At 64.5% G+C, this 21,097-nt stretch carries 16 protein-coding genes; 8 read left to right on the top strand and 8 right to left on the bottom strand.

Annotated features, from left to right (window positions below):
• Positions 1 to 14 precede the first annotated feature (14 nt).
• Entirely contained in the window at positions 15 to 416 is a 402-nt protein-coding gene (locus K0F85_RS22735; RefSeq protein ID WP_219118197.1) for a hypothetical protein, read from the bottom strand.
• Between the two features lie 11 nt (positions 417 to 427).
• Complete coding sequence (locus tag K0F85_RS22730; protein ID WP_219118196.1) at positions 428 to 1,099, bottom strand: hypothetical protein; 672 nt, start codon at positions 1,097 to 1,099, stop codon at positions 428 to 430.
• Here K0F85_RS22730 and K0F85_RS22725 point away from each other — a divergent pair.
• Positions 1,076 to 2,473: an ATP-binding protein gene (locus K0F85_RS22725; protein WP_219118195.1), complete on the top strand. Its 1,398-nt coding sequence runs from the start codon at positions 1,076 to 1,078 to the stop codon at positions 2,471 to 2,473. The genes K0F85_RS22730 and K0F85_RS22725 overlap by 24 nt on opposite strands.
• 196 nt (positions 2,474 to 2,669) lie before the next feature.
• Here K0F85_RS22725 and K0F85_RS22720 read toward each other — a convergent pair whose 3' ends face one another.
• Positions 2,670 to 3,029 carry a hypothetical protein gene (locus K0F85_RS22720; RefSeq protein WP_219118194.1) on the bottom strand — a complete coding sequence of 120 codons (360 nt, stop codon included), beginning with the start codon at positions 3,027 to 3,029 and terminating at the stop codon, positions 2,670 to 2,672.
• A gap of 157 nt (positions 3,030 to 3,186) precedes the next feature.
• Complete coding sequence (locus tag K0F85_RS22715; protein WP_219118193.1) at positions 3,187 to 4,365, bottom strand: S1 family peptidase; 1,179 nt, start codon at positions 4,363 to 4,365, stop codon at positions 3,187 to 3,189.
• Between the two features lie 286 nt (positions 4,366 to 4,651).
• On the opposite strand from K0F85_RS22715, the gene K0F85_RS22710 reads away from it, so the two are divergent.
• From K0F85_RS22710 to K0F85_RS22700, 3 genes are read left to right on the top strand one after another with little or no spacing between them, the layout of a single operon-like run.
• Complete coding sequence (locus tag K0F85_RS22710; protein ID WP_219118192.1) at positions 4,652 to 6,616, top strand: serine protein kinase; 1,965 nt, start codon at positions 4,652 to 4,654, stop codon at positions 6,614 to 6,616.
• Positions 6,617 to 6,618: 2 nt separating this feature from the next.
• Positions 6,619 to 7,809, top strand: coding sequence for a DUF444 family protein (locus tag K0F85_RS22705; protein WP_219118191.1), 1,191 nt, complete (start codon positions 6,619 to 6,621; stop codon positions 7,807 to 7,809).
• Positions 7,806 to 9,314, top strand: coding sequence for a SpoVR family protein (locus tag K0F85_RS22700; RefSeq protein WP_219118190.1), 1,509 nt, complete (start codon positions 7,806 to 7,808; stop codon positions 9,312 to 9,314). The genes K0F85_RS22705 and K0F85_RS22700 overlap by 4 nt, the downstream gene beginning before the upstream one ends.
• Before the next feature lie 185 nt (positions 9,315 to 9,499).
• Here the strand turns inward: K0F85_RS22700 and K0F85_RS22695 are convergent, their stop codons facing one another.
• Both K0F85_RS22695 and K0F85_RS22690 read right to left on the bottom strand, forming a co-directional pair.
• Positions 9,500 to 10,750 carry an SDR family oxidoreductase gene (locus K0F85_RS22695; protein ID WP_257572987.1) on the bottom strand — a complete coding sequence of 417 codons (1,251 nt, stop codon included), beginning with the start codon at positions 10,748 to 10,750 and terminating at the stop codon, positions 9,500 to 9,502.
• Positions 10,750 to 12,054: a nucleotide sugar dehydrogenase gene (locus K0F85_RS22690; protein ID WP_219118189.1), complete on the bottom strand. Its 1,305-nt coding sequence runs from the start codon at positions 12,052 to 12,054 to the stop codon at positions 10,750 to 10,752. The genes K0F85_RS22695 and K0F85_RS22690 overlap by 1 nt, the downstream gene beginning before the upstream one ends.
• A 219-nt stretch (positions 12,055 to 12,273) precedes the next feature.
• On the opposite strand from K0F85_RS22690, the gene prsT reads away from it, so the two are divergent.
• From prsT to K0F85_RS22675, 3 genes are read left to right on the top strand one after another with little or no spacing between them, the layout of a single operon-like run.
• Positions 12,274 to 15,057: an XrtA/PEP-CTERM system TPR-repeat protein PrsT gene (gene prsT / locus K0F85_RS22685; protein WP_219118188.1), complete on the top strand. Its 2,784-nt coding sequence runs from the start codon at positions 12,274 to 12,276 to the stop codon at positions 15,055 to 15,057.
• Between the two features lie 3 nt (positions 15,058 to 15,060).
• Positions 15,061 to 17,565 carry a hypothetical protein gene (locus tag K0F85_RS22680; RefSeq protein ID WP_219118187.1) on the top strand — a complete coding sequence of 835 codons (2,505 nt, stop codon included), beginning with the start codon at positions 15,061 to 15,063 and terminating at the stop codon, positions 17,563 to 17,565.
• Positions 17,562 to 18,344, top strand: a complete 783-nt coding sequence (locus tag K0F85_RS22675; RefSeq protein WP_219118186.1) for a serine protease — start codon at positions 17,562 to 17,564, stop codon at positions 18,342 to 18,344. The genes K0F85_RS22680 and K0F85_RS22675 overlap by 4 nt, the downstream gene beginning before the upstream one ends.
• A 3-nt stretch (positions 18,345 to 18,347) precedes the next feature.
• Here the strand turns inward: K0F85_RS22675 and K0F85_RS22670 are convergent, their stop codons facing one another.
• Positions 18,348 to 19,094, bottom strand: a complete 747-nt coding sequence (locus tag K0F85_RS22670) for a long-chain N-acyl amino acid synthase (RefSeq protein WP_219118185.1) — start codon at positions 19,092 to 19,094, stop codon at positions 18,348 to 18,350.
• A gap of 199 nt (positions 19,095 to 19,293) precedes the next feature.
• Positions 19,294 to 19,917 carry an XrtA/PEP-CTERM system exopolysaccharide export protein gene (locus K0F85_RS22665; protein ID WP_219118184.1) on the bottom strand — a complete coding sequence of 208 codons (624 nt, stop codon included), beginning with the start codon at positions 19,915 to 19,917 and terminating at the stop codon, positions 19,294 to 19,296.
• Between the two features lie 255 nt (positions 19,918 to 20,172).
• Here K0F85_RS22665 and K0F85_RS28990 point away from each other — a divergent pair.
• A partial coding sequence (locus tag K0F85_RS28990; RefSeq protein WP_306985704.1) for an XrtA system polysaccharide chain length determinant occupies positions 20,173 to 21,097 on the top strand: 925 nt, incomplete at its 3' end.

Below are 21,097 nucleotides of genomic sequence, written 5' to 3'. Positions count from 1 at the left end.
GCGCACATCTTCGTTCAATGCGGCACCAGCAAGCGCTCCACCTGCGACGCCGATTCGCGCAGCCGGTACTTCCTGACGATGCCGTCCTTGTCAAACAAGATAGCCAGCTCTCTGTCGCGTGTCGATGCGTCGGCCACGGAGGCCAGCGTGCCCACCAGCGGCAGGAATCCCACGAACATGGGCAAGCCGGCCTTGTAGTCGTAGACCCAGACCTCGTAACCACTGCGGAAAGTATTCACCTTGGCGTCTCCCATGACCGTGCTGACATCCGCCTTGGTGCTCGCCCCTGTCGTCAGGGCTTGCCGAACTCCCTCCTCGGTGAGCGGTCTGGCTGCGCCCATGCCAAACGAGGCGCAACCGCTCATGGCAAGGACAAGACTGCCAGCGAGGGCCAGTTGAAGACAGAAACATGGCATGCATCGTTTCATCATGGTGTTAGCACTGCTTGGATCGCCGACGCGCTCGCCACATCGGCGTCTTCCATGTACTCAATTTCGACGAGTGTGTCGTCCGGCCAACTGGTGTCGGCGATCCTGAGCGTATAGGTACGATCGATCAGCAGGGGATAAAAATCATAGAAAATGTGGAAAAGCTTTAGCTCGTTTCCGTACAAAAGGGACGAGAACACGTCTTGCCGACGTTTGCCGTGCACCAGGGTCACATTGAACACGGCGCGATCGGCGTAGTACAGCCAGGCGCCGGGAAACGCGGTGCACACATCGACCGCAGCATCGATCACGTGATACAAGGGCGGCTTGTAGCCTACCAACAGCGTCGCGGCCCGGTCGATTTCGCATTCCAGTCGCAAGTCGCCCAGGCGGCGCGCGTTGGCTGGCAAGCCTGGACTGCGCACGTCCGGACCCCACGCAAAACTGCGCGACTTGCGGTTCGACATGACTTGGGCGTTCTCGTCCCACGCCTGCGCATCGCGCGGCAAGGTAAAGCTCAAGTCGCTCGCCAGCGCAACCGGCAGCTTGAGCGTATCGCCCTGAATCGTCAGGCTCGTACCGGCCACCTTCACGCCGGGCAGGCGCGGATAGAGCCGGTAGCGCAGGCGCGCATCGGGCGCGAGGCCATGGTATTTTTCAAACGCGTCCATGCCCTTGATCATGCGCCGATACGACTGCTCGTCGGCATCGATCAAGCCATCGACCTGAACCACCTGCATGGGTGCTTCGGGCGGCGCGGGCGCTGCTGCGGCAGGCTGCTGGGCTCGATCGCGCCCATCGACAATCCCGGCGAGGCGCGCGCCGTCATCGCGTCCACCGCAACCCTGATCAACAACGGCTACCGCAGCAATCATGTGCCGGGCGCCGTTCTGATGGAACTGAGGGATGCACATGGCACGCGACTGTTCTTCTCTCCCGAGGGTAGTCAAGCCAGCTTGCGCGGCATACCCGAGCAGATCAGCGGCGGTGCCGCGAACGGTCAGCGGTTTCGTCTCTACCAAGGACGTGCCACGCGCTGGTCCCTGATGGTGGCGTCGCCGGAATTGAGCACCTGGTGGGTGCTCAGGTCGATGCTTGGTGACCTGACTATCGACATGCTGATTGCCTTTCCTTTTGTGCTGCTGCCGATCTGGCTCGCGGTGGCGCGCGGTTTGCGGCCGTTGCAGCAACTGTCCAAGCGGATCGCCGCCAAGGGACCGGACGATCTGGCCGCGCTCGGCTTCGATCCGAAATACGCGGAATTGCAACCGCTGACGGCGGCGCTGGACCATCTTTTGGCACAGTTGCGCAAGCGGCTCGCACGCGAGCACGGTTTTGTACAGGATGCCGCCCATGAGCTGCGCACTCCGCTGGCCGTGATATCGGCCCAAGCCCACGTGCTCGTCATGGCATCCGATCTCACGCAGCGCCTTGAGGCTGAACGGCGCATGGACCAGGCGATTGCGCGCGCGTCCCATCTGGTCGACCAATTGCTCACCTTGGCGCAATTTGACAATCAAGACGCCCCCGCGCCGAGCGAACTGGACGTGGCGCAGCTGTTGCGCCGGGAGCTGGCCCTGCTCGCGCCGACGGCCATTGCGCGCCATATCGACCTGTCGCTGGAAGCGCCCGACGCGTTGATGCACATGTTGGACGCGCAGGCCTTCCTCTCCATCGTTGATAATCTTGTCAACAATGCGCTGGCCTATGTGCCGAAGAATGGACAGGTGCGCGTGGCACTGAAGGCGCAGCGCAGTGGCCTGAGCCTGTCGGTAGCCGACGACGGCCCCGGCATTGCGCCGGAACAGCGCACCTTGGTATTCGAGCGCTTCTATCGGGGCAGCGGGCACGATGCCCCAGGGGCCGGCCTGGGCCTGGCCATCGTGCGCGAAGCGGCGGCACGCCTGCACGGCAGCGTCAGCCTGGGCGATGGCATCGATGGCAAAGGCTGCACATTCACCGTGGTGATCATGGCGCCCCACGGTAGCGCGCCGGTATCGACGAAGCGTTCAAGGAGCGCCATCCTCGCGGTGTCGCATCGATAGCAATCTAAGCGCGAGGTGTCTGCTCGATCAAGTTTTGCCTAAGGGACGATTCCCGGACGATTCCCAGCGCGGCTGCCGCTCGCCGCTGCGATGGGCGCATATCAAGCCAGCCGGCGACTGCGCCGGGCGCAGGCGCCGGAAGTTGGACGAGGAGCAAATAAGGCAAGCGGATAAACGAGCGCAAAGACGCGCTTGCCTACCAGTGCTGGATATCGATCTGGCCCGTGATGCTCGTCTCCACCGGATACCCCTCGACCTGCAAGGGCACGCGCCGCTTGACGGACGAGTCGCGCAGGTACACGACGAGCGCTTCCATGCCCACGTCCGTGTGCCCCAGGCTGACGCCTTCCACGCCATCGATGGCCATCAGCGCCCGCTCGTTGCGCCGCTTGGCCGCTTCCAGGCGGCCTTGGGGCGCGGCACGGGCATCGTGCCACTGGTCGATGCCAGCGGCCCCGTGGCCCAAACCCTGTGCAAGAGTGTCATCCGGCAAATACGGCATGGCGGCGTCCTCGAAGACGGCATATGGCGATAGTGCAAATTTACTGTTTGACATGACACACCCCCTGATGCATTCCATCATACACCCGGTGCTCCGGCATTGCAGCACCCTTCATCGGGCAACATCCTGCGCGGCTGCCGCCTCTGCTTGGATCAGCATCGTGCAAAAGCCTGCGCTAGGCAAGGCGGCGCGACCTGTCCTGGTAACGTGCTCAGGTATACAAATTGACGTCGAGCGCCACCACCACGCGCCGCATCTGGTTGGCAAAGGTCATATTGCCGCCGCCGGCAAACAGCAGGCCGACGGGATTGCGCTGCTGGTTCCAGGTCCAGATGGACGAACCGGAATCGCCGCCCGCGCTGAACGTCCCGCCCACGCCCGTGATGGCGATCTGGTCCTGGAACAGCGCGATCCTGCCGCCGCCATAATTGAAGTTAATGGTGGCACCCAGGCCCGTGATGCGGCCCTGTGTCAATTGCGTCGTGCGCCCGGATTTGCCGACCATCATGCCCAGCGCGGGCGCCACCAGCGCGTTGCTGATGCGGAAATACGCGGGCACGCCGCCGCTCAGGTAAACCAGTTCGGGCCGCACGCGGTCTGGCCAGGCCCAGCCGGTGGCGCAATCGACAAAGTTGACGCCGCCGCTGAAATTGATGGGCACGAAACGCTCAAGCACGGCCACTTGGTCTTGCGGGCAGCGGCCGCCGTCGATGGGGCCAGGCTGCACGATGCAATCGTTGAACACGCCGCCGTTGGAATTGGCGAGCACATGGTTATTGCTAAGTATCATCAAACGACTGGTGCGCGGTGCGCTGCGCCCCACGGCCAGGCAAGCGATGGTGCCGGCCGTGATGCGGAAATGCCCGACCGACACGCCGCCGGGCGCCGGGCGCAGGCGGAAACGGTGCGGTTGCGCATCGATCACGCCCGTGACGACGATATTGACGGGCACCTTGTCGCTGGCCACGGCGCGCACGCCCATGGCCCCCACGATGGCGGCCTTGGCGCGGTCGACCGAGGTGGACTCGGCCACGTACAGGGTCAGGGCCGGCAAGCCCGGCTCGCCGCACGAGCTGTCGCTGGCGCCCTCGCCCAAGCCGATGGACACGCCCTGGATATTGCCGCCGTCGCTGAAGGCATCTGCCGCGCGCACGCCACCCGCATGGGAAATCGACTGGCGCATGCCGTCTTCGATGCTGCGCTTGATCTCCAGCAATTCCATGCTGACGCCGCTCAGGGCGTCGGGCACGTCCGAGACAGATGCGCTCTCGATCGTATTGTCGTCTTCGCCGGGGATGGAAAATTGGCCGATGGCCTCTTCATCGTCCGGGCTCTGCCCCCTGCCGCTGCTGCCAGGCGGGGCGGTGAAACCGTTCTCGTTGCCTATCATCGTGTTCTCCTCGTGGGTCGCTGCAAGCCACCAGTGTGGACGCGCGCCGCGTCGCGGTATTGATCTGGATCGAACCGCGCGGGCACCTGGCTGCCCGGCCCTTCTGGGGCCAGCGAGGATAAAAATAGTTCCCTCGTCAAGGTTGAGCGGGATCAGGCGTGCAGACAAGGGCAGCGCCGTATACTTGGCCAACAGGCTGGAACTGGGCCTGCTTCACGGCAGCAACGCCGGCAACACCAGCAACACCAGCAACGGTATGGATGGGGACACAATGACGAGCCCAGCTATGACACGCCACGACGACGCGCCCGCAGACGAGCAAGCAGGCCAACATGCAAATTTTGTGCAGAGCATGGCGGCTTGGGCGGAAAAACACCGCATCAGTCCCTGGCGCGGCAGTTTTGCCGACTTCCTCGAGCAGATTCTGCCCGGCCGCGCCGCCCTGCTGACGCGCAGCGCGCACCAGTACCTGTGGGACATGATGCGCTGGAACGGCCAGACCGATGACAGCGGGCACTTCCGCTGCCGCCTGTTCGATGACGAACTGTTCGGCATCGACGAGGCGATCGACCGGGTCGCCGCCTACTTCAAGGCGGCCGCCGCCGGCTCCGAGGTGGGCCGGCGCATGCTACTGTTGCTGGGTCCGCCGTCGGGCGGCAAGTCGACGCTGGTGATCCTGCTCAAGCGAGGCCTGGAAGATTACAGCCATAGCAGCGAAGGCGCTCTGTACGGCATCGCCGGCTGCCCCGTGCACGAATCGCCGCTGCATCTGGTGCCGCACAGCATGCGCGCCGACTTTCGCGCCAGCTATGATGCCGAGCTGCATGGCGAACTGTGTCCCCATTGCCGTGCCCGCCTGGAAGAGCAGTATGCGGGCGACTTCCTGCGCATGCCCGTCGAGCGCATCCACCTGTCCGAGGCGGGCCGCTGCGGCATCGGCACGTATGCGCCGCACGATCCCAGCACGGCCGACCTGGCCGACCTGGTGGGCTCCGTCGACCTGTCGAAAGTGGCGCAATACGGCGACGAAGGCGATCCGCGGGCCTGGTCGTGGTCTGGCGCCGTGTATGCTGCCAGCCGCGGCATGCTGGAAATGATCGAGATCCTCAAGGTCAAGCGGGAATTTCTCTACCTGTTGCTGACACTGACGCAGGAAAAGAATGTCAAGGTATCGCGCTTCCCCCTGATTTACCTCGATGAAACCATCCTCGCCCATACGAATCTGGCCGAGTTTCGCAAATTCCTGCAAGAAAGCGAAAACGAGGCGCTGCTCGACCGCATGGTCATCGTGCAAGTGCCCTATACGCTCAATTACCGCGAAGAAGCGCGCATCTACCGCAAGCTGATCCTGGCGGGCGCACCCGCCTTCCGCGAGGTACACCTCGATCCGCACGTGCTGCATGCGGCGGCCGTCTTTGCCATCCTCAGCCGCTTGCCCGAAGGCGACGACAAGGAAACAGAACTGGTCAGGAAGCTGCGCATCTATGCCAACGAAGACGTCGACGACTTGCAGCCTGCCGACCTGCGCCGCCTGCGCGAGCGCCACAAGGCGCCCGACGATGGCCTGGCGGGCGTGTCGCCCCGGTTCGTCATCAATGCCCTGTCGCACGCCATCATTTCCGCCCAGCGCAACAGCGTCTCGACCATGGACGTGCTGCTGGCCCTGAAGGACGGCATCGAAAGCGACGCGCGCATCGAACTGAGGCGCAAGCGCCAGTGGGTCGATTACCTGGTGCTCACGCGCAAGGATTTCTATAACCGCTGGGTCAAAGCCGACGTGCACAAGGCCCTGTTCGTGTCGTTCGAGCAAGAAGCGCAAGACTTGCTGAACAAATATCTTGATGAAGTCGAGGCCGTGCTCGACAACCGCCAGATCCGCGATCCCATCACCAGCGAAGAGCGCCGTCCTGACGAGCGCTTCCTGCGTGCCGTGGAAGAAAAGATCCATATCAGTGACTCGGGCAAGCAATCTTTCCGGCAAGAAGTAGTACGCAAGGCCATGGGCGCCTTCAAGCGGGGCGAGGCGTTTGGCCTGGGCAGCCATGCGCAACTACACGATGCCATCCAGCAATATCTGTTCGAGCAGCGGCGCGACGTCCTGCGCCTGGTCGGCTCGGCCAAACGTCCCGATGACGACGTGCGCGCCAGGATCTCCGCCGTCGAGCAGCGCCTGATCGACGAATATGGCTATGATGCCCATAGCGCGCGCGAAGCGCTCAACTACGTGACCACCTTGCTGGCGCAGGAATAGCGATGTCCGCCACGCCTTCGCCAGCTTCCGCCGCGCCGGCCCTGGCACAGCCGTGGTACGCGCTGTTCTCGCGTGGCGCACGCGACTGGCTGCGCCACAACCAGAAGGTGCGCGACGCCGTGCAGGCCCACTTGCCCGAGCTGATCGCCACGTCTGACCTGATCGACGGACCACAGCAGCGCACGGTGCAAGTGCCCATGCGCCTGCTCGAACATGCGCGTTTTCAGCTGGCGCCCGCGCGCAACAGTGTGGGCGCGGGCCAGGGTGACGGCAAGCCCGGCGATATCCTGCGCGTGGCCCATGCCGTCGCCACGGGAGGGGCCGGCGCGCAAGGCGAAGGCGGCAATGGCGAAGGGGAGGTCCGCCTGCTGGTGGAGTTTCCCCTCGATGATATTCTCGACTGGCTGTGGGATGCCTTCGAGTTGCCGCACCTGAAGCCACGCCACCTGGGCGCCATCGACGACGTGCGGCTCGTGCGTAGCGGCCTCGATCGTCATGGCGCCCGTTCGCGCCTGGACCGGCGGCGCACCGCCAAGGAAGCGATCAAGCGGCGCGCCCTGCAGGCGCAGCCAGTGCCCTTCACCAATGATGACTTGCGTTACCACCAGATGCAGCCACAGCCACGGCCCAGCACGAATGCCGTCGTGTTTTTCGTGCTGGACGTGTCAGCCAGCGTGGCACAGGCCGAGCGCAAACTGGCCAAATCCTTCTTTTTCTTTGCCTTGCAGGGCTTGCGCCGCAGATATGCGCGCGTGGAAACGCGCTTTATCGCCCATACGACGCGGGCCTGGGAATTTTCCGAAGCCGAGTTCTACCAGGTCAATGGCATAGGCGGCACCCTGGCCTCCAGCGCCTTTCGCCTGAGCCGCGAACTGCTGCAGGAACACTATGCACCGGGTCGCTACAACGCTTACCTGTTCTATGCCTCCGATGGCGAGAATTTCAGCGAAGACCGGGCAGCGGCCAGCCTGGCCCTGCGTGAACTGGCCGCCTTGCTCAACTATATGGGCTACGTGGAAACCGTCCCCGGCGCGCCGCGCAGCCTGGAAACGGAAATGCACAGCGTGTGCGCTGAGCAGCATCGCCGAGGCTTGCCCTTGCACAGCAGTATCTTGAACAAGAATGACGATATATGGGCGGCCATCCGCACCTTTTTCCAGCACGAGGCGGCCGATACGGAGCACGCAGCATGACGCGCCCTGACGCACAGCGCCACGACGACGCTGCAGGCATAGCCGGCCTGGACGGTTACGCGGCGCGCATCGAAGCGCTGGCGCGGGAACTGGGCCTGGACTTCGCCCCCGTCGAGTTCGAGCTGGTGCCGGACAGTTTTATGGCCGAGATCGCCATCTACGGCTTTCCCGTGCGCATGCGTCACTGGTCGTTCGGCGTGCGCTACATCCACCAGCTCGTGCATCAAAAAATGGGGAACTCGCCTATGTTCGAAGTCATGTTTCCCGGCGACCCTTGCCATGCCTACATGGCCGAACGCAATTCAGTGGCGGAAAACACCCTCGTCACTGCCCACGTGCTGGGCCATGCCGATTTTGCCGGCCGCAATACCCTGTTCCTGCGTTTCGGCGCGATGGCGGGCCAGCGCATCTTGCAACAAAGCGCGGCACGGGCGCAGCGCATCGAAACGGCGCTGCAGCGCCACGGGCAGGAACAGGTGGAAGCCGTGCTCGACGCGGCACTGGCGCTGGAGCCGCACGTAGACATCCACGCCGAACTGCACCGGCCCGCGTATGCTGCGGCATCCGGGCCAGCCAGCGTAGCCGGCGTGGACGATCCTTTTGCGCAGCGCTACCGCCGACTGCCAGGCGAGGCAAGCGCGCTGGCGGCGCGCGACGCGGCGCGGGCAAGCCTGGCGCAGCGCCCGCTTGTGCCGCCGCAGCCCGAGTACGACTTGCTCTGGTTCATCGCGCAGCACGGACCGGAACTGGCCGATTGGGAGCGCGACATTTTCCTGGCCGTACGCGAAGAATCGTTTTACTACTATCCAGTGTACGCCTGCCAGATTATGAACGAGGGCTGGGCCTCGTACTGGCACGCTCGGCTGCTGAGCGAAGCCGACTTCCTGCCGCCAGCGCTGTATCTGTCCGCCATCAAGTCGCACTCGGACGTGGTGCGCCCTTACGCGGGCGAGCACCAGCATGCCTTGGCCGTCAATCCCTATCACCTGGGTTTTTGCATGTGGGAACACATCATTGAGCGCGAAGGATTGGCGCGGGCGCGCCAGATTTGCCGCGACGACGATGACTGCAGCTTTATACGCAATTATCTGGACGGGGAACTGGCTGACCGCCTGGGCCTGTTCGTGCATGAAAGCCGCCACGATGGCGAAACGCGCCTGGCCAGCCGCGACTTGCCGGCCATCCGCGAAGCCATCCTGGCGCCCAAATACAACTATGGCGCGCCATGCATCGCCGTCACCGTGCTCAACGACGATGGCAGCCTGGTACTGCGCCACGACCACCAGCGCGATGGACGTGGCCTCGACCTGGAGCGGGCGGAACAGGTGCTGGCGTATATCGCCCGTGTCTGGCGCCGTCCCGTCACCTTGCAGACGGCCGATTTTCGCGGCACGCCCTGGGTGCTCCACAGCAAGACCGATGGCGTGCCCGAGCCGCCCGCGCCACCAGCAATATCAGCAGCAGTACCGGCAGCAGCACAAACAGCGACACTCGAGCAACATTAGGCGGCAATGCTCGCGCACACCCTGTCCCTTGCCTACGCAGCCATTGCGCACGATGGACGCTGGCCGCCAGTGCGGACACCTCGCAGCTTACGCATGCGCCTATCATGCGCAGCTGATGTACAACAGCTGATGTACAACAGCTGATGTACAAAGAAGGTACAACGGATATACAACGGATGTGCGTCTCAGGCCAGGCCCGCCTGCGCCACATACCAGGCGATGGTCTGCCGCAAACCTTGTGCCAGGTCGTGCGTGGGTACATAACCGAGCAAGCGGGCCGCCTTGGCGATATCCGCCTGCGAATGGCGCACGTCGCCGGGGCGAAACTCGCCGTAGTGCGGCGACCGTGACACGTGCTGCGGGCGGGCGGCCAGCAATAGCTGCTGCATGGTGGCGTGCAGCTGCGTCAAACTGGTGCGGGCATTGACGGCGACATTGTAGACCTGGTTCACTGCCGCCGGGTCCGTGCCGGTGGCGGCCAGGATATTAGCTTGCACGGCATTGTGCACGAAGCAGAAGTCGCGGCTGGTGGCGCCGTCGCCATGGATGCGCACGCTCTCGTCGGCCAGCATGGCAGCGATCCAGCGGGGAATGACGGCCGCGTAGGCGCCCAGCGGGTCTTGCCGCGGGCCGAAGACATTGAAGTAGCGCAGCCCCACCGTCTGCATGGCATAGCAGCGCGCGTACACTTGCGCATACAGTTCATTGACATATTTACTCAAGGCATACGGCGACAGGGGCGCGCCGATGTGCTGCTCCACTTTCGGCAGGGCCGGATGGTCGCCGTAGGTGGCGCTGGATGCGGCATACACGAAACGCCGCACGCCCGCGTCGCGGGCGGCGGCCAGTATGTTCAGGAAACCGCTGACATTGACGGCATGGCACAGCAGCGGGTCGTCCAGCGAACGCGAGACGGAACCGAGCGCCGCCTGGTGCAGCACATAATCGACAGCGTCACTGGCGGCGACGGCGACGGGGCCGCCAGGATCGGCACGGCCGCGCCCGGCCATACTGCCACAGCAGCCGCTGCCACCATCGGGCGCATCTATCTTATTGTCGGCCTCAGCGTCGCCGGCCTTGGCGGCCTGTAGCGGCGCGCCGCAGCCGCGCGCGCACGCCTGCGTGTCGCGGATATCGCCCTCGATGAAGGTGAAGCGGCGCCACGCCTGCTCGCCCACGCTGGCGCGCACCTGCTCCAGGTTGTGGCGGTGGCCCGTCAGAAAATTATCCAGCCCGCGCACTTCCTGGCCCAGCAGCAACAGGGTTTCCAGCAGGTGCGAACCAATGAAGCCGGCCACGCCCGTCACCAGCCAGCGGCGCGGCGTTTGCTTCAGCTGCGCACAGGCAAGCGCATAGGCGCTGGCGCTCGCGCGCAAAGGCGTCAGCGCGCCAGCGAGCCCCATGCCCGTGCTCGCCTTGTCGTCTTCGGCCGACATCACAGCCGCCACACGTGCAGGCCGCCGTCCTGCAGCGGACGGGGGTCGAAATGCGACTTAATGTCGATGAAACAGCCATTTTCCAGCACCTTGGCTTGCAAGTCGGCCAACGGGCGGGCCAGCAGGGCCTGGTGAGAAACGGCGCTGATGATGGCTTCGGCCTGCGGCAGCTGCTCCCAGCTTTCCAGCATTAAACCGTATTCTTCCAGCGCTTCGCGGCCATCGGCAACGGGATCGTGCACGTGCACCTGCACACCGTACGATTGCAGTTCGTGTATCATGTCGACCACTTTTGAATTGCGCAAGTCCGGACAATTTTCCTTGAAGGTCAGGCCCAGCACATTCACGTGCGCGCCCTTGAGTTTAAAACCGGCACGCACCATTTCCTTGATGGTTTTTTCCGCCACGAACTTGGCCATGCCATCGTTGATGCGGCGCCCGGCCAGGATCACGTGCGGGTGGTAGCCCAGCATTTCCGCCTTGTGCGTCAAATAGTAGGGGTCGACGCCGATGCAGTGGCCGCCCACCAGCCCCGGCCGGAACGGCAGGAAATTCCATTTCGTGCCCGCCGCCTGCAGCACTTCCAGGGTGTCGATACCGATGCGGTCGAAGATGATGGCCAGCTCGTTCATCAGCGCGATGTTCAGGTCGCGCTGCGTGTTTTCGATCACCTTGGCCGCTTCGGCCACGCGGATGCTCGAAGCCCGGTGCACGCCGGCCTCGACCACGCCTTCGTACAGGGCCGCCACCCTGTCCAGGGTGGCGGCATCGTCGCCCGAGACTACCTTGCGGATGCTGTGCAGCGTATGCGCCTTGTCGCCGGGGTTGATGCGCTCGGGCGAAAAGCCCACATGAAAGTCTTCTTTCCAGCGCAGACCCGAGTGCTGTTCCAGGATGGGGATGCAGATTTCTTCGGTGGCGCCCGGATACACGGTCGATTCGTAGATGACGATGGCGCCGCGCCGCATGTGCCGGCCGACGGCCGCGCTGGCGCCGGCCAGGGCCGAGAAATCGGGATTGTGCGCGCTGTCGACGGGCGTGGGCACGGCCACGACGATGAAATCGGCCAGTTGCAGCTCGGCCGGATCGCAGCCGACGCTCAGCCATTGCGCTGCCAGCAACTGTTCCTGGCTGACTTCACCCGTCGGGTCGATGTGGCGCCGGTAGCTTTCCACCTTGCGTGCCGACAAGTCAAAGCCGATCGTGCGCTGGCGCTTGCCAAACGCCACGGCCAGCTGCAAGCCGACATAACCGAGCCCTACCACCGCCACCACGTCCGCCTTACCATCGACCTTGCTATCCATATGCCTGTGCTCCGAATGGTTGCGGCCCGAGCAACGCCGTCCGGGAAATTCTACGGTTGCCGGCCCGGCCATTCTTGAGCGGGAACAAGGAACACAGAGTGGCGGCCGGCCCGCGCGGGCACAATCGGCGGCTTGTTGAGCGCAATCAAGGAGGGCGGCGGCCATCTTTTTAAGCTAGGCCATGACGATCCCTCACGCACGCCGCTACCGGAGACTTCCATGGCCCGTTTCCTGCCCCGCCCTCTCTTTTGCCTGCCGGCCGCAACCCTGTGCTGCACCCTGCTGCTGCCCTTGCTGACGGCGTGCCACGACGCACAAAGCAGCGCATCCTTGCTGGCCGACGCGCAACAGTACCGGCAGAAAGGCGAGGCGCGGGCCGCCATCATCCAGTTGAAGAACCTGCTGCAAAAGGAGCCGGACAATGCTGCGGCGCGCTTGCTGCTGGGCAGTATCTACATCGACACGGGCGAAGCGCTGTCAGCCGAAAAAGAATTGCGCAAGGCCAAGGCGCTGGGCCTGGCGTCGCAGCAAGTCATGCCCTTGCTGGGCAAGGCCTGGTTGATGCTGGGCCAGTTCGACAAAGTGCTGGCCGAGATCGCAAACGATGCGGCGCTGCCCGCCAGCGTGCTGGCCCTGCGCGGCGACGCCCTGCTGGCCCTGGGGCGCCGGGACGAGGCGCGCGCACTGTATTCGCGCCTGCTCGAAGCCCATCCCGACCAGGTCGAAGCCTTGCTGGGCCTGGCGCGGCTGGCGGCGCTGGCGCAGCAAGTGCCAGCGGCCGAGCTGCTGCTGGCGCAGGCATTGACAAGCGCGCCCGCCAACCTCGACGCCTTGCGCCTGCACGGTGACCTGCTGCGCCTGCAGGGCCAGAACGGCGCGGCACGCCGCGCCTACATGCAGATCCTTAAAATAAAACCCGACAATACCCAGGCGCACATCGACCTGGCCAACCTCGATATCGTGGAAAACCGCTACCGGGAAGCGGCGGCCCAGTTGGCCACAGCGCGCAAGACAGCGCCCAACAGTCTGGGCTTGCTGCAGACCCAGGCGCTGCTCGATTTTCGCCAGGGCAAGAACAAGGCAGCCTTGCAAGGCTTGCAACTGGTGCTCAAGGCGGCGCCCGATCACATGCCATCCATCCTGCTGGCCGGCGCCGTGCAGCTGGCGCTCGGCTCGCCGCAACTGGCGGAAAGCTATCTGCAACGCTTCCTGGCCGCGTATCCCAAACATCTGTATGCCGTCAAGATGATGGCCTCGATCGAATTGAGGCGCGGCAAGACCGGCGCGGCCATCGCCATGCTGGAAGCGATGCTGGCCGCCTTCCCCGAGGACGTGGAATTGCTGTCGCTGGCCGGCGAAGCGCACTTGCGGGCGCGCCAGTACGACAAGGCCAGCGCCTATTTTGAACAGGCCAGCACCCTGGCGCCGGACACGGCCAGGCTGCATGCGGCATTGGGCATCAGCCGCCTGGGCATGGGCGAAAACAGCCGTGCCATCGACGAACTGGAACGCGCCAGCATGCTCGACAGGAGCACGCCGCAGGCGGGCACCATGCTGGTCATGACCTTGCTGCGCAACAAGCAGAACGACAAGGCCCTGGCCAGCGTCAACATGATGGAGCAGCAGCAGAAAGGCACGAATCCATTGCTGCTGAACTTGAAAGGCGGCGTCTACCTGGCCTTGCACGACTTGCCCGCCGCGCGCGCCAGTTTCCAGCAAGCCCTGGGCATGGACCCCGTCTACCTGCCCGCCCTGAACAACCTGGCGCAGATCGACCTGGCCGAGAAAAAGCCGGAGCAGGCGAAACAGCGGTTCGAGCGGGCGCTGGCGAAGGCGCCGAAAAATGCCGACCTGTGCGCGGCGCTGGCCAAGCTGGCCGCGTCGCAGGGCAAGCCCGACGAGGCGCGGCGCTGGCTGGAGCGGGCCCACCGCGACAATCCCGACGCCGTCGCCCCGGCTCTGCTGCTGAGCAACTTTTACCTGAAGACGGGGGCGCCCGACAAGGCGCTGGAACTGGCGCGCACCCTGCAGACGGGCCACCCGGGCGATGCCGACGCGCTGGCCCTGCGCGCGCAGGTCGAGTACAGCGCCGGCCAGGCGCCGGCGGCGCTCGACAGCTACAACAAGCTGGCCAGCATCCAGAACAGCTCGGCGCCCTTGCAGATGCGCATCGCCAGCCTGCACCTGGCGCTGGGCGATCATCACAACGCGCTGCAAGCCGTCAAGCGGGCGCAGACGCTGGACCCCACCCTGCTCGAAGCGCGCGTGGTGGAAGTGGCCATGCTGTTGAACCTGAACCGCCAGCGCGAGGCGCTGGCCGTGGCGCGGCAGGTGCAGCAACAGCAGCCCGGGCTGGCGGCCGGCTACAAGCTCGAAGGCGATGTACTGATGGAGCAAAAGCTGCCGCAGCAAGCCGTCAAGCTGTACCAGCACGCCTTCGGGATCAGCCCCATCGGCCCCTTGCAGGTGCAGCTCTACCGCGCCTTGCAGGCGGCCGGACAGTCGCGCGACGCCGATATGGGCATGGCAGCCTGGCTGAACGCGCATCCGGAAGACTTGAGCACGCGCACCTACCTGGCCGGCATGCTGCTCGAAGCCAGGCAATACCGCGCCGCCATCGGGCATTTCCAGTATATCGTGGCCAGGGAGGCGGGCAACGTGGTGGCGCTGAACGACCTGGCCTGGGCATATTTGCAGGAAAATGATCCGCGCGCGCAAGCCACGGCCGAGCAGGCGCTCAAGCTGGCGCCCGACAACCCTTCCGTGCTCGACACCCTGGGCTGGATCCTGCTGCAGCAAGGCGACATCCAGCACGCCATGCCCCTGCTGCGCAAGGCGGCCGGGCTGGCGCCAACGTCGAGCGAAGTGCAGTACCACCTGGCCGCGGCCCTGGCGAAAGCGGGTGACAAGGGCGGCGCGCGCAGGCAACTGCAACAGCTGCTGGCCGCCAACAAGGACTTCCCGCAGCGGGCCGAGGCGCAGGCCTTGCTGACCCGGCTCTAGGCCATGGTGGCGCACGCGGCCCTGTCCGGGCTGGCAGCGCGGCTGCTGGCGCTGCTGGCGGGTGCTGCCTGCATGCTGGCCTTGCGCCACTATCCGCTGGGCCACGGCTGGCCCGGCCTGCTGTTTGCCGTGCTGCTGCCCGCCTATTTCCTGCTGCTGTGCTGGCGTCCCGCCTGCTGGCTGTTCTGCGTGCCAGCCCTGCTGCCCGTGCTCGACCTGGCGCCGTGGACAGGCTGGTTCTTCCTCGAAGAAATCGACGTGCTGCTATTGCTGACGGTGGCTTGCGGCTATTGGCGCCTGGGTGGTACGACCCAGGGCGCAGCGGTGCGGCTCTCGCCCGGCGTCCGCGCCTGCCTGCTGCTGTGCAGCCTGGCATGGCTGGCGTCGCTGCTGCGCGGCGTCCTGCCGCTACCACCCCTGACCATGAATGCCTGGGATAATTACCTGAGCCCCTACAACAGTCTGCGGCTCGGCAAAGCCTGGGCCTGGAGCATGCTGCTGCTGCCGCTGCTGCTGCGCGACGCGAATGCGCCCGCCCAGCGCCGCTATGTGCTGCCGGGCGTGCTGGCGGGACTGGCCATGGTATCGCTGTTCGCGCTGTGGGAACGCGCCGTGTTTCCCGGCCTGCTGAACCTGTCCAGCGACTACCGCATCACGGCGCCGTTTTCCGCCATGCACACGGGCGGCGCTGCACTGGACGGCTACCTGGCCCTGAGCCTGCCGTTTGCCGCACTGTGGCTGGCGCGTGCGCGCAGCCGCTGGCAGACGGCGCTGGCCTTGCTGCTGCTAGCCCTGGCCCTGCATGCGGCCTGCGCCACCTTTTCACGCGGCCTGTACGCCGCCCTGGCAGCGGCAGTGCCGCTGGCCTTTTGGCAGGCCCTGCGCATGGCGCCCGGCGCTGCAACTTGCCCGCCCAAGCGGCTAGATCTGCGCAAACTACTGCCAAAGCTGCTGTTGGCCGGCCTGGGCACCGCCTTGCTCGTGACCATGTTCAGCGTGGCTGGCTACCGGGGCTTGCTCGCCGCCGCCGTCCTGCTCGCGGCCAGTTTCGTGCTGGCCGCGTCTCCCTTGCCCTGGCGATTGGCGCCGGCCAGCCTGCTGTGCGCGCTGTGCCTGCAGGGCTTGCTGGTCGCCTGGTGGCCGGAAGCTGCAGGCCAGCAAACTGCCGGCTGGCTGAAAGGCCCGTATTTCCTGTTCCTGCTGGCCGCCGCGCTGTTGGCGGCCGTGCTGCTGCCCGGCCCCCTGTGGCCGCGCGACGCCGACGGCAAGGGACCGGCCAGGCTAGCCCTGGCGATGATGGCGTGGACCATGCTGGCGTGCAATCTCGCCTGGATAGGCTGGCACTGGGCCGGTCCGCCGGCCCTGCTGCCGGCCGGCCTGGTGCTGCTGCTGTCCATGCTGATGCTGTGCAATGGCCGCTTGCGCCCACCGCTGTGGCAGCTCGACCGGGCCAGCCTCTGCATCGCAGGCGCGGCCGGCATCCTGCTGCTGCTGGCCATCCCCGTCTCGGCCAGCTATTACGCCAGCGAACGTTTCGCCACCACCGCCTTCGACCTGCAAGGGCGTTTGCGTCATTGGCAGCAAGTGCTGGCCATGCAGCCGTCAGACTGGGGCGACCGCCTGTTCGGCATGGGCATGGGCAGCTTTCCCGCCACCTACTACTGGCACAATCCGGGGCACGAAGTGCCGGCCAGCATTGCCTATGCGCAGGACGGCGGCAGTCCCGACAAGCCGGGCAACCGCTATCTGCGCCTGGCCAGTCCCGGCTACAGCGCCGGCTATGGCGAACTGCTGCGGCTGCTGCAACGCCTGCCCGTGCAGCCAGACACGCGCTACACCCTGGCGCTCGACGCGCGCAGGACCGGCTCCATGCCCATGCTGCTGGTGCGCCTGTGCCAGCGACAATTACTGTACGCGCAAAACTGCGTGAATATCCCCCTGCGCCTGCAGGCGCCGCCGCCTGGCAGCCCGGTGGCGGCGTGGCAGCACCATGCAGTGTCATTCGACAGCGCCTGGCTGGGCGCGGGCGCCTGGCTGCTGCGCCCGCCCGTGCAGCTGGAACTGGCGGCCAGCGGCGCGGCCGACTCGTCCATTGTCGAAGTTGACAATCTGAGCTTGCTCGCCCCCGGCGGCGAGCAATTGATCGCCAACGGACGCTTTACGCAGGGCAACAATTACTGGTTTTTCAGCAGCGACCACCATCATTTGCCGTGGCACATCAAGAGCCTGGCCCTGCATCTGCTGGTGGAAACGGGCTGGTGCGGCGCGCTATCCATGCTGGCCCTGCTGGCCATCGCTGCCCAGCGCCTGCTGCGCCAGGCCAGGCAGGGCGACCTTGGCGCGCTCGCCTGCGCCGCCGCCCTGCTGGGTTTTCTCGTCGTCGGCTTGTTCGACAGCCTGCTCGACGTGCCGCGCATCGCCCTGCTGTGCTATCTGATGCTGCTGTGCGCGCTGCTGAGGCCAGCCCACTCCCCGCCACCGCCATCCCTGGAAAGCGCGCCGCCATGAAAACCCTGTCGTCTACATTATCCTCCGCCCTGCTGCCCTGCCTGGTTCTTGCCCTGGCCAGCGCGCCCTGCCGCGCCGACGACGCCCTGGCGCAAGTCATCGCGCGCGTGAAACCATCGATCGTCGGGGTGGGCAGCCTGCAAAAGACGCGCACGCCGCCCGTGAATTTCATCGGCACGGGTTTCATGGCAGGCGACGGCTTGAGCGTGCTCACTTGCGCCCATGTGATCCAGAAATTGCTCGACGCCAATCCGAACGAGGTCGTCGGCATTCTCACGGGCCAGGGCGAGGTGGCGCAGTTTCGCCCCGCCAAAGTCCAGGCGCTGGACACGGAACACGACCTGGCCTTGCTGCGCCTGGCGGGCACGCCGCTGCCTGCCATGGCGCTGGGCGACGCTGCCACGGTGCGCGAAGGCCAGGCCATGGCCTTTACGGGGTTTCCGCTGGGCACTTTACTCGGTTTGCACCACGTCACGCACCGCGCCACCGTGTCCTCGCTGACGCCGGTGGTCGTACCCAGCGAAAACGCCAAACGCCTCGACGTGCGGCGCCTGGCGCAATTGCAAAAGGCGCCGTACACCGTGTTCCAGCTCGATGCGACCGCGTATCCGGGCAGCAGCGGCAGCCCCCTGTTCGATCCCGAGACCGGTCTCGTCTATGGCATCGTCAACATGGTGTATGTCAAAGGCCTGAAGGAGGCGGCCATCAGCGCCCCCAGCGGCATCACGTATGCCATTCCGGGCAGCCACATGCAGGCACTCTTGCTGAAAAACAAATGACCTTCAGTTGCGCCCCTGCCGCAGCCGGTCCGTAATGCCAGGCTCATCCCAGGTCGGAAAAAAAAAGGGGTAAAACGACCGTTCCCCGCCATGCTGTTCCATCAAGCCGCCGTACTTGCGGATCTGCGCCCCCATGTAGTCGAGGTTCAGCCGCAGCAGCACGGCCGGCGCCCCCACGCGCGTGCATTCGCGCTCGCCGCCGAAGTCCTTGAAACCCAGCATGCGCTTGTAGAACACCACGTGGCGCGGATTGACTTCGATCACGTAATCCGTAAAGCCGTGAATATTATGGGCATAGATATAAGAAATATGAATCAGCGCCGCAAACACGCGCTTGCTCACGCCCTTGTCGATGGCCAGGCGCGACGGTTCGCACAGGCGGCGGCCTTGCTCGCGCAGCGCGTCGAGCTTGTCGCGGAAGTTGTCATCGGCGGGCAAGCCCGTCTCGTCATTGTCCAGGCACAGGGTCATGGTGCCGACGGTACTGCCGGCCGTTTCCGCAAACAGGGTGATTTTATTGAGCACATGCGCAATGCCGGGATCGACGGCATAGCCGCGCCAGCCGTACATCTTGCGGATCAGCAAACTGGCCGCTTCACGCCGGCCACGCGAGTTGGCCATGCGGATATGAAAGCGCTGCAGGTCGAGCTCGTGCTCCATGGCCGGGTCGATCCGCCCTTCGCCCACCACCAGGTCACTGAAGGTGCCTGGCGTGTCGAAGGAAATAATGGGTTCATCTTCAAAGCTCATCTTGTCCTCACGTTCATCGGCAGCCGTTAAGACGGACTGAAGCCAATGCCTTGTGACAAGACGAACGCTGGAGAAGTTCCCGCAAGCAGCCCGAAACACAGAAGAAACCACCATTAGATGGCAAAATTGCACGCTGAAATTTGCAAAAAAGTACAAAGTGACAAATATAAGTGCTATCTGAAAATTGCCGAGCTCGCTTCTAGAAAAAGCTCTCCGGTATCAGCAACACATCCCCGGGCCGCATCATGACGTTGGCGGAAATATCACCATGCTTGAGCAGGTCATCCAGGCGCACGCCCAGTTGCTGCTGCCTGCCTTGCCGCATGCGGATGATGCTGGCCTTGTTGCCGGCGGCAAAGTCGGTGATGCCGCCCACGGCGATGAGCACGTCCATCAGCGACATGCCCAGCCGGTACGGCAGCGCCTGCGGCTTGGCAGCCTCGCCGATTACCCTGATCTGTTCGCCATACGGTCCCGAGAAATTGGTGACGATGACCGTCACCACGGGTTGCTGGATGAACTTGCTCAAGGCTTGCTCGACGTCGCGCGCCAGCTGGGTCGACGTCTTGCCGCTGGCCTCAAGGTCTTCCACCAGCGGCGTGGTGATCTTGCCGTCCGGTCGCACGGCCACCGTCAGCGACACTTCGGGATTGCGCCAGACGATGATGTTGACGGAGTCGCCCGGACCGATCAGGTAGTCGTGCATGGGCGCGCTGTCGTCAGAGGGCGCCGGCGGATAGCGGGTGCGGCAGGCGCCCAGCAGGCTGGCGCTACAGGCCAAGCCCAGCGCGTTGAAGAAAAATGCACGGCGAAACGGGTTCATGCGGAGCCTCTTCGAGTCGATGGCGCATCCATGGCCGGCCCCGCAGAACCGGCCTGGACCGCGAACTTCCTATGATTATTAAAACCTGGCAAGTGAACCTTGAGGCGTATCAAGAAGCAATCATCTTGGGAAATCTTGCTCTTTGAGCGCCCTATACTTTGCTTACTCAACAGGCAAGCATTTCTTGCAAGATGCCGTCGTTGTCCGCGCCGCCCAGCCGTCGAGCGTGCAGCACCGTCACCTGAAGGAAGCGACATGGAAGAATTGATACAGCAATTGCTTTCCAGCCTGAAAGGCATCTGGAAGTACCGCTGGCATGCGGTGCTGGTGGCATGGCTGGTGGCGATCGCCGGCTTCATCAGGGTGATCACCCTGCCCGACGACTTCCAGACATCGGCGCGCGTGTTTGTCGATACGCAAACCATCCTCAAGCCGCTGATGGCCGGCATGACCAGCGTACCGAACACGGAACAGCAGGTGGCCATCATGAGCCGTACCCTGCTCAGCCGCCCGAACGTGGAGCGCGTCATGCGCATGGTCGACCTGGACCTCGACGCAAAGACCGTACGCGAGCACGAAGCCCGGCTCGATGAACTGATGAGTCGCATCAAGATCACCGGCACCAATGCGTATGACATCTACACCATCAGCTACGGCGGACGCGACCCGAAGCTGGTGCGCGACGTGGTGCAAAGCCTGCTGACCATCTTTGTCGAAGGTAGTTTCCAGGGGAAAAAGGGCGATTCGCAGAAAGCCGTGCAATTTATTGACGAGCAGATCAAGAATTACGAGGATAAGCTGAGCGCTGCGGAAAGCCTGGTGAAGGAATTCAAGATCCGCAACAAGCTGCTGCTGCCGCGCCAGGGCATCGACTATGGCAGCCAGCTGCTGATGTCTTCCGACAGCTTGAACAATGCCAAGCTGGAACTGGTCGAGGCGGAACAATCGCGCAAGGCCATCCAGAGCCAGATCGCGGGCGACGAGCCGGTGCTGGACCTGGAGCCGAATGCGGCGTCCATCACGAATCCCGAACTCGACGATCGCATCGCCTCGCTCAACAAGAATCTGGACAGCCTGCGCATGCAATTTACCGAATTGCATCCCGATATCATCGCCTCGAAGCGCCTCATTGCACAGCTGGAAGCACGCAAGATCGAGGAAAGCAAGCTGAGAGCGGCAT

The sequence above is a fragment of the Janthinobacterium sp. UMAB-56 genome, from assembly GCF_900095265.1.
In the GTDB taxonomy this organism is placed as follows: Bacteria; Pseudomonadota; Gammaproteobacteria; order Burkholderiales; family Burkholderiaceae_D; genus Janthinobacterium.
Note: the sequence above shows the minus strand (reverse complement) of the source record. Positions and strands in the feature narration are given on the sequence as shown.

Coding starts and splice junctions, on each gene's coding strand:
- K0F85_RS22735 (WP_219118197.1), bottom strand. CDS start 416: ATGCCATGTTTCTGTCTTCAACTGGCCCTCGCTGGCAGTCTTGTCCTT.
- K0F85_RS22725 (WP_219118195.1), top strand. CDS start 1,076: ATGGTATTTTTCAAACGCGTCCATGCCCTTGATCATGCGCCGATACGA.
- K0F85_RS22730 (WP_219118196.1), bottom strand. CDS start 1,099: ATGGACGCGTTTGAAAAATACCATGGCCTCGCGCCCGATGCGCGCCTG.
- K0F85_RS22720 (WP_219118194.1), bottom strand. CDS start 3,029: ATGTCAAACAGTAAATTTGCACTATCGCCATATGCCGTCTTCGAGGAC.
- K0F85_RS22715 (WP_219118193.1), bottom strand. CDS start 4,365: ATGATAGGCAACGAGAACGGTTTCACCGCCCCGCCTGGCAGCAGCGGC.
- K0F85_RS22710 (WP_219118192.1), top strand. CDS start 4,652: ATGACACGCCACGACGACGCGCCCGCAGACGAGCAAGCAGGCCAACAT.
- K0F85_RS22705 (WP_219118191.1), top strand. CDS start 6,619: ATGTCCGCCACGCCTTCGCCAGCTTCCGCCGCGCCGGCCCTGGCACAG.
- K0F85_RS22700 (WP_219118190.1), top strand. CDS start 7,806: ATGACGCGCCCTGACGCACAGCGCCACGACGACGCTGCAGGCATAGCC.
- K0F85_RS22695 (WP_257572987.1), bottom strand. CDS start 10,750: ATGTCGGCCGAAGACGACAAGGCGAGCACGGGCATGGGGCTCGCTGGC.
- K0F85_RS22690 (WP_219118189.1), bottom strand. CDS start 12,054: ATGGATAGCAAGGTCGATGGTAAGGCGGACGTGGTGGCGGTGGTAGGG.
- prsT (WP_219118188.1), top strand. CDS start 12,274: ATGGCCCGTTTCCTGCCCCGCCCTCTCTTTTGCCTGCCGGCCGCAACC.
- K0F85_RS22680 (WP_219118187.1), top strand. CDS start 15,061: ATGGTGGCGCACGCGGCCCTGTCCGGGCTGGCAGCGCGGCTGCTGGCG.
- K0F85_RS22675 (WP_219118186.1), top strand. CDS start 17,562: ATGAAAACCCTGTCGTCTACATTATCCTCCGCCCTGCTGCCCTGCCTG.
- K0F85_RS22670 (WP_219118185.1), bottom strand. CDS start 19,094: ATGAGCTTTGAAGATGAACCCATTATTTCCTTCGACACGCCAGGCACC.
- K0F85_RS22665 (WP_219118184.1), bottom strand. CDS start 19,917: ATGAACCCGTTTCGCCGTGCATTTTTCTTCAACGCGCTGGGCTTGGCC.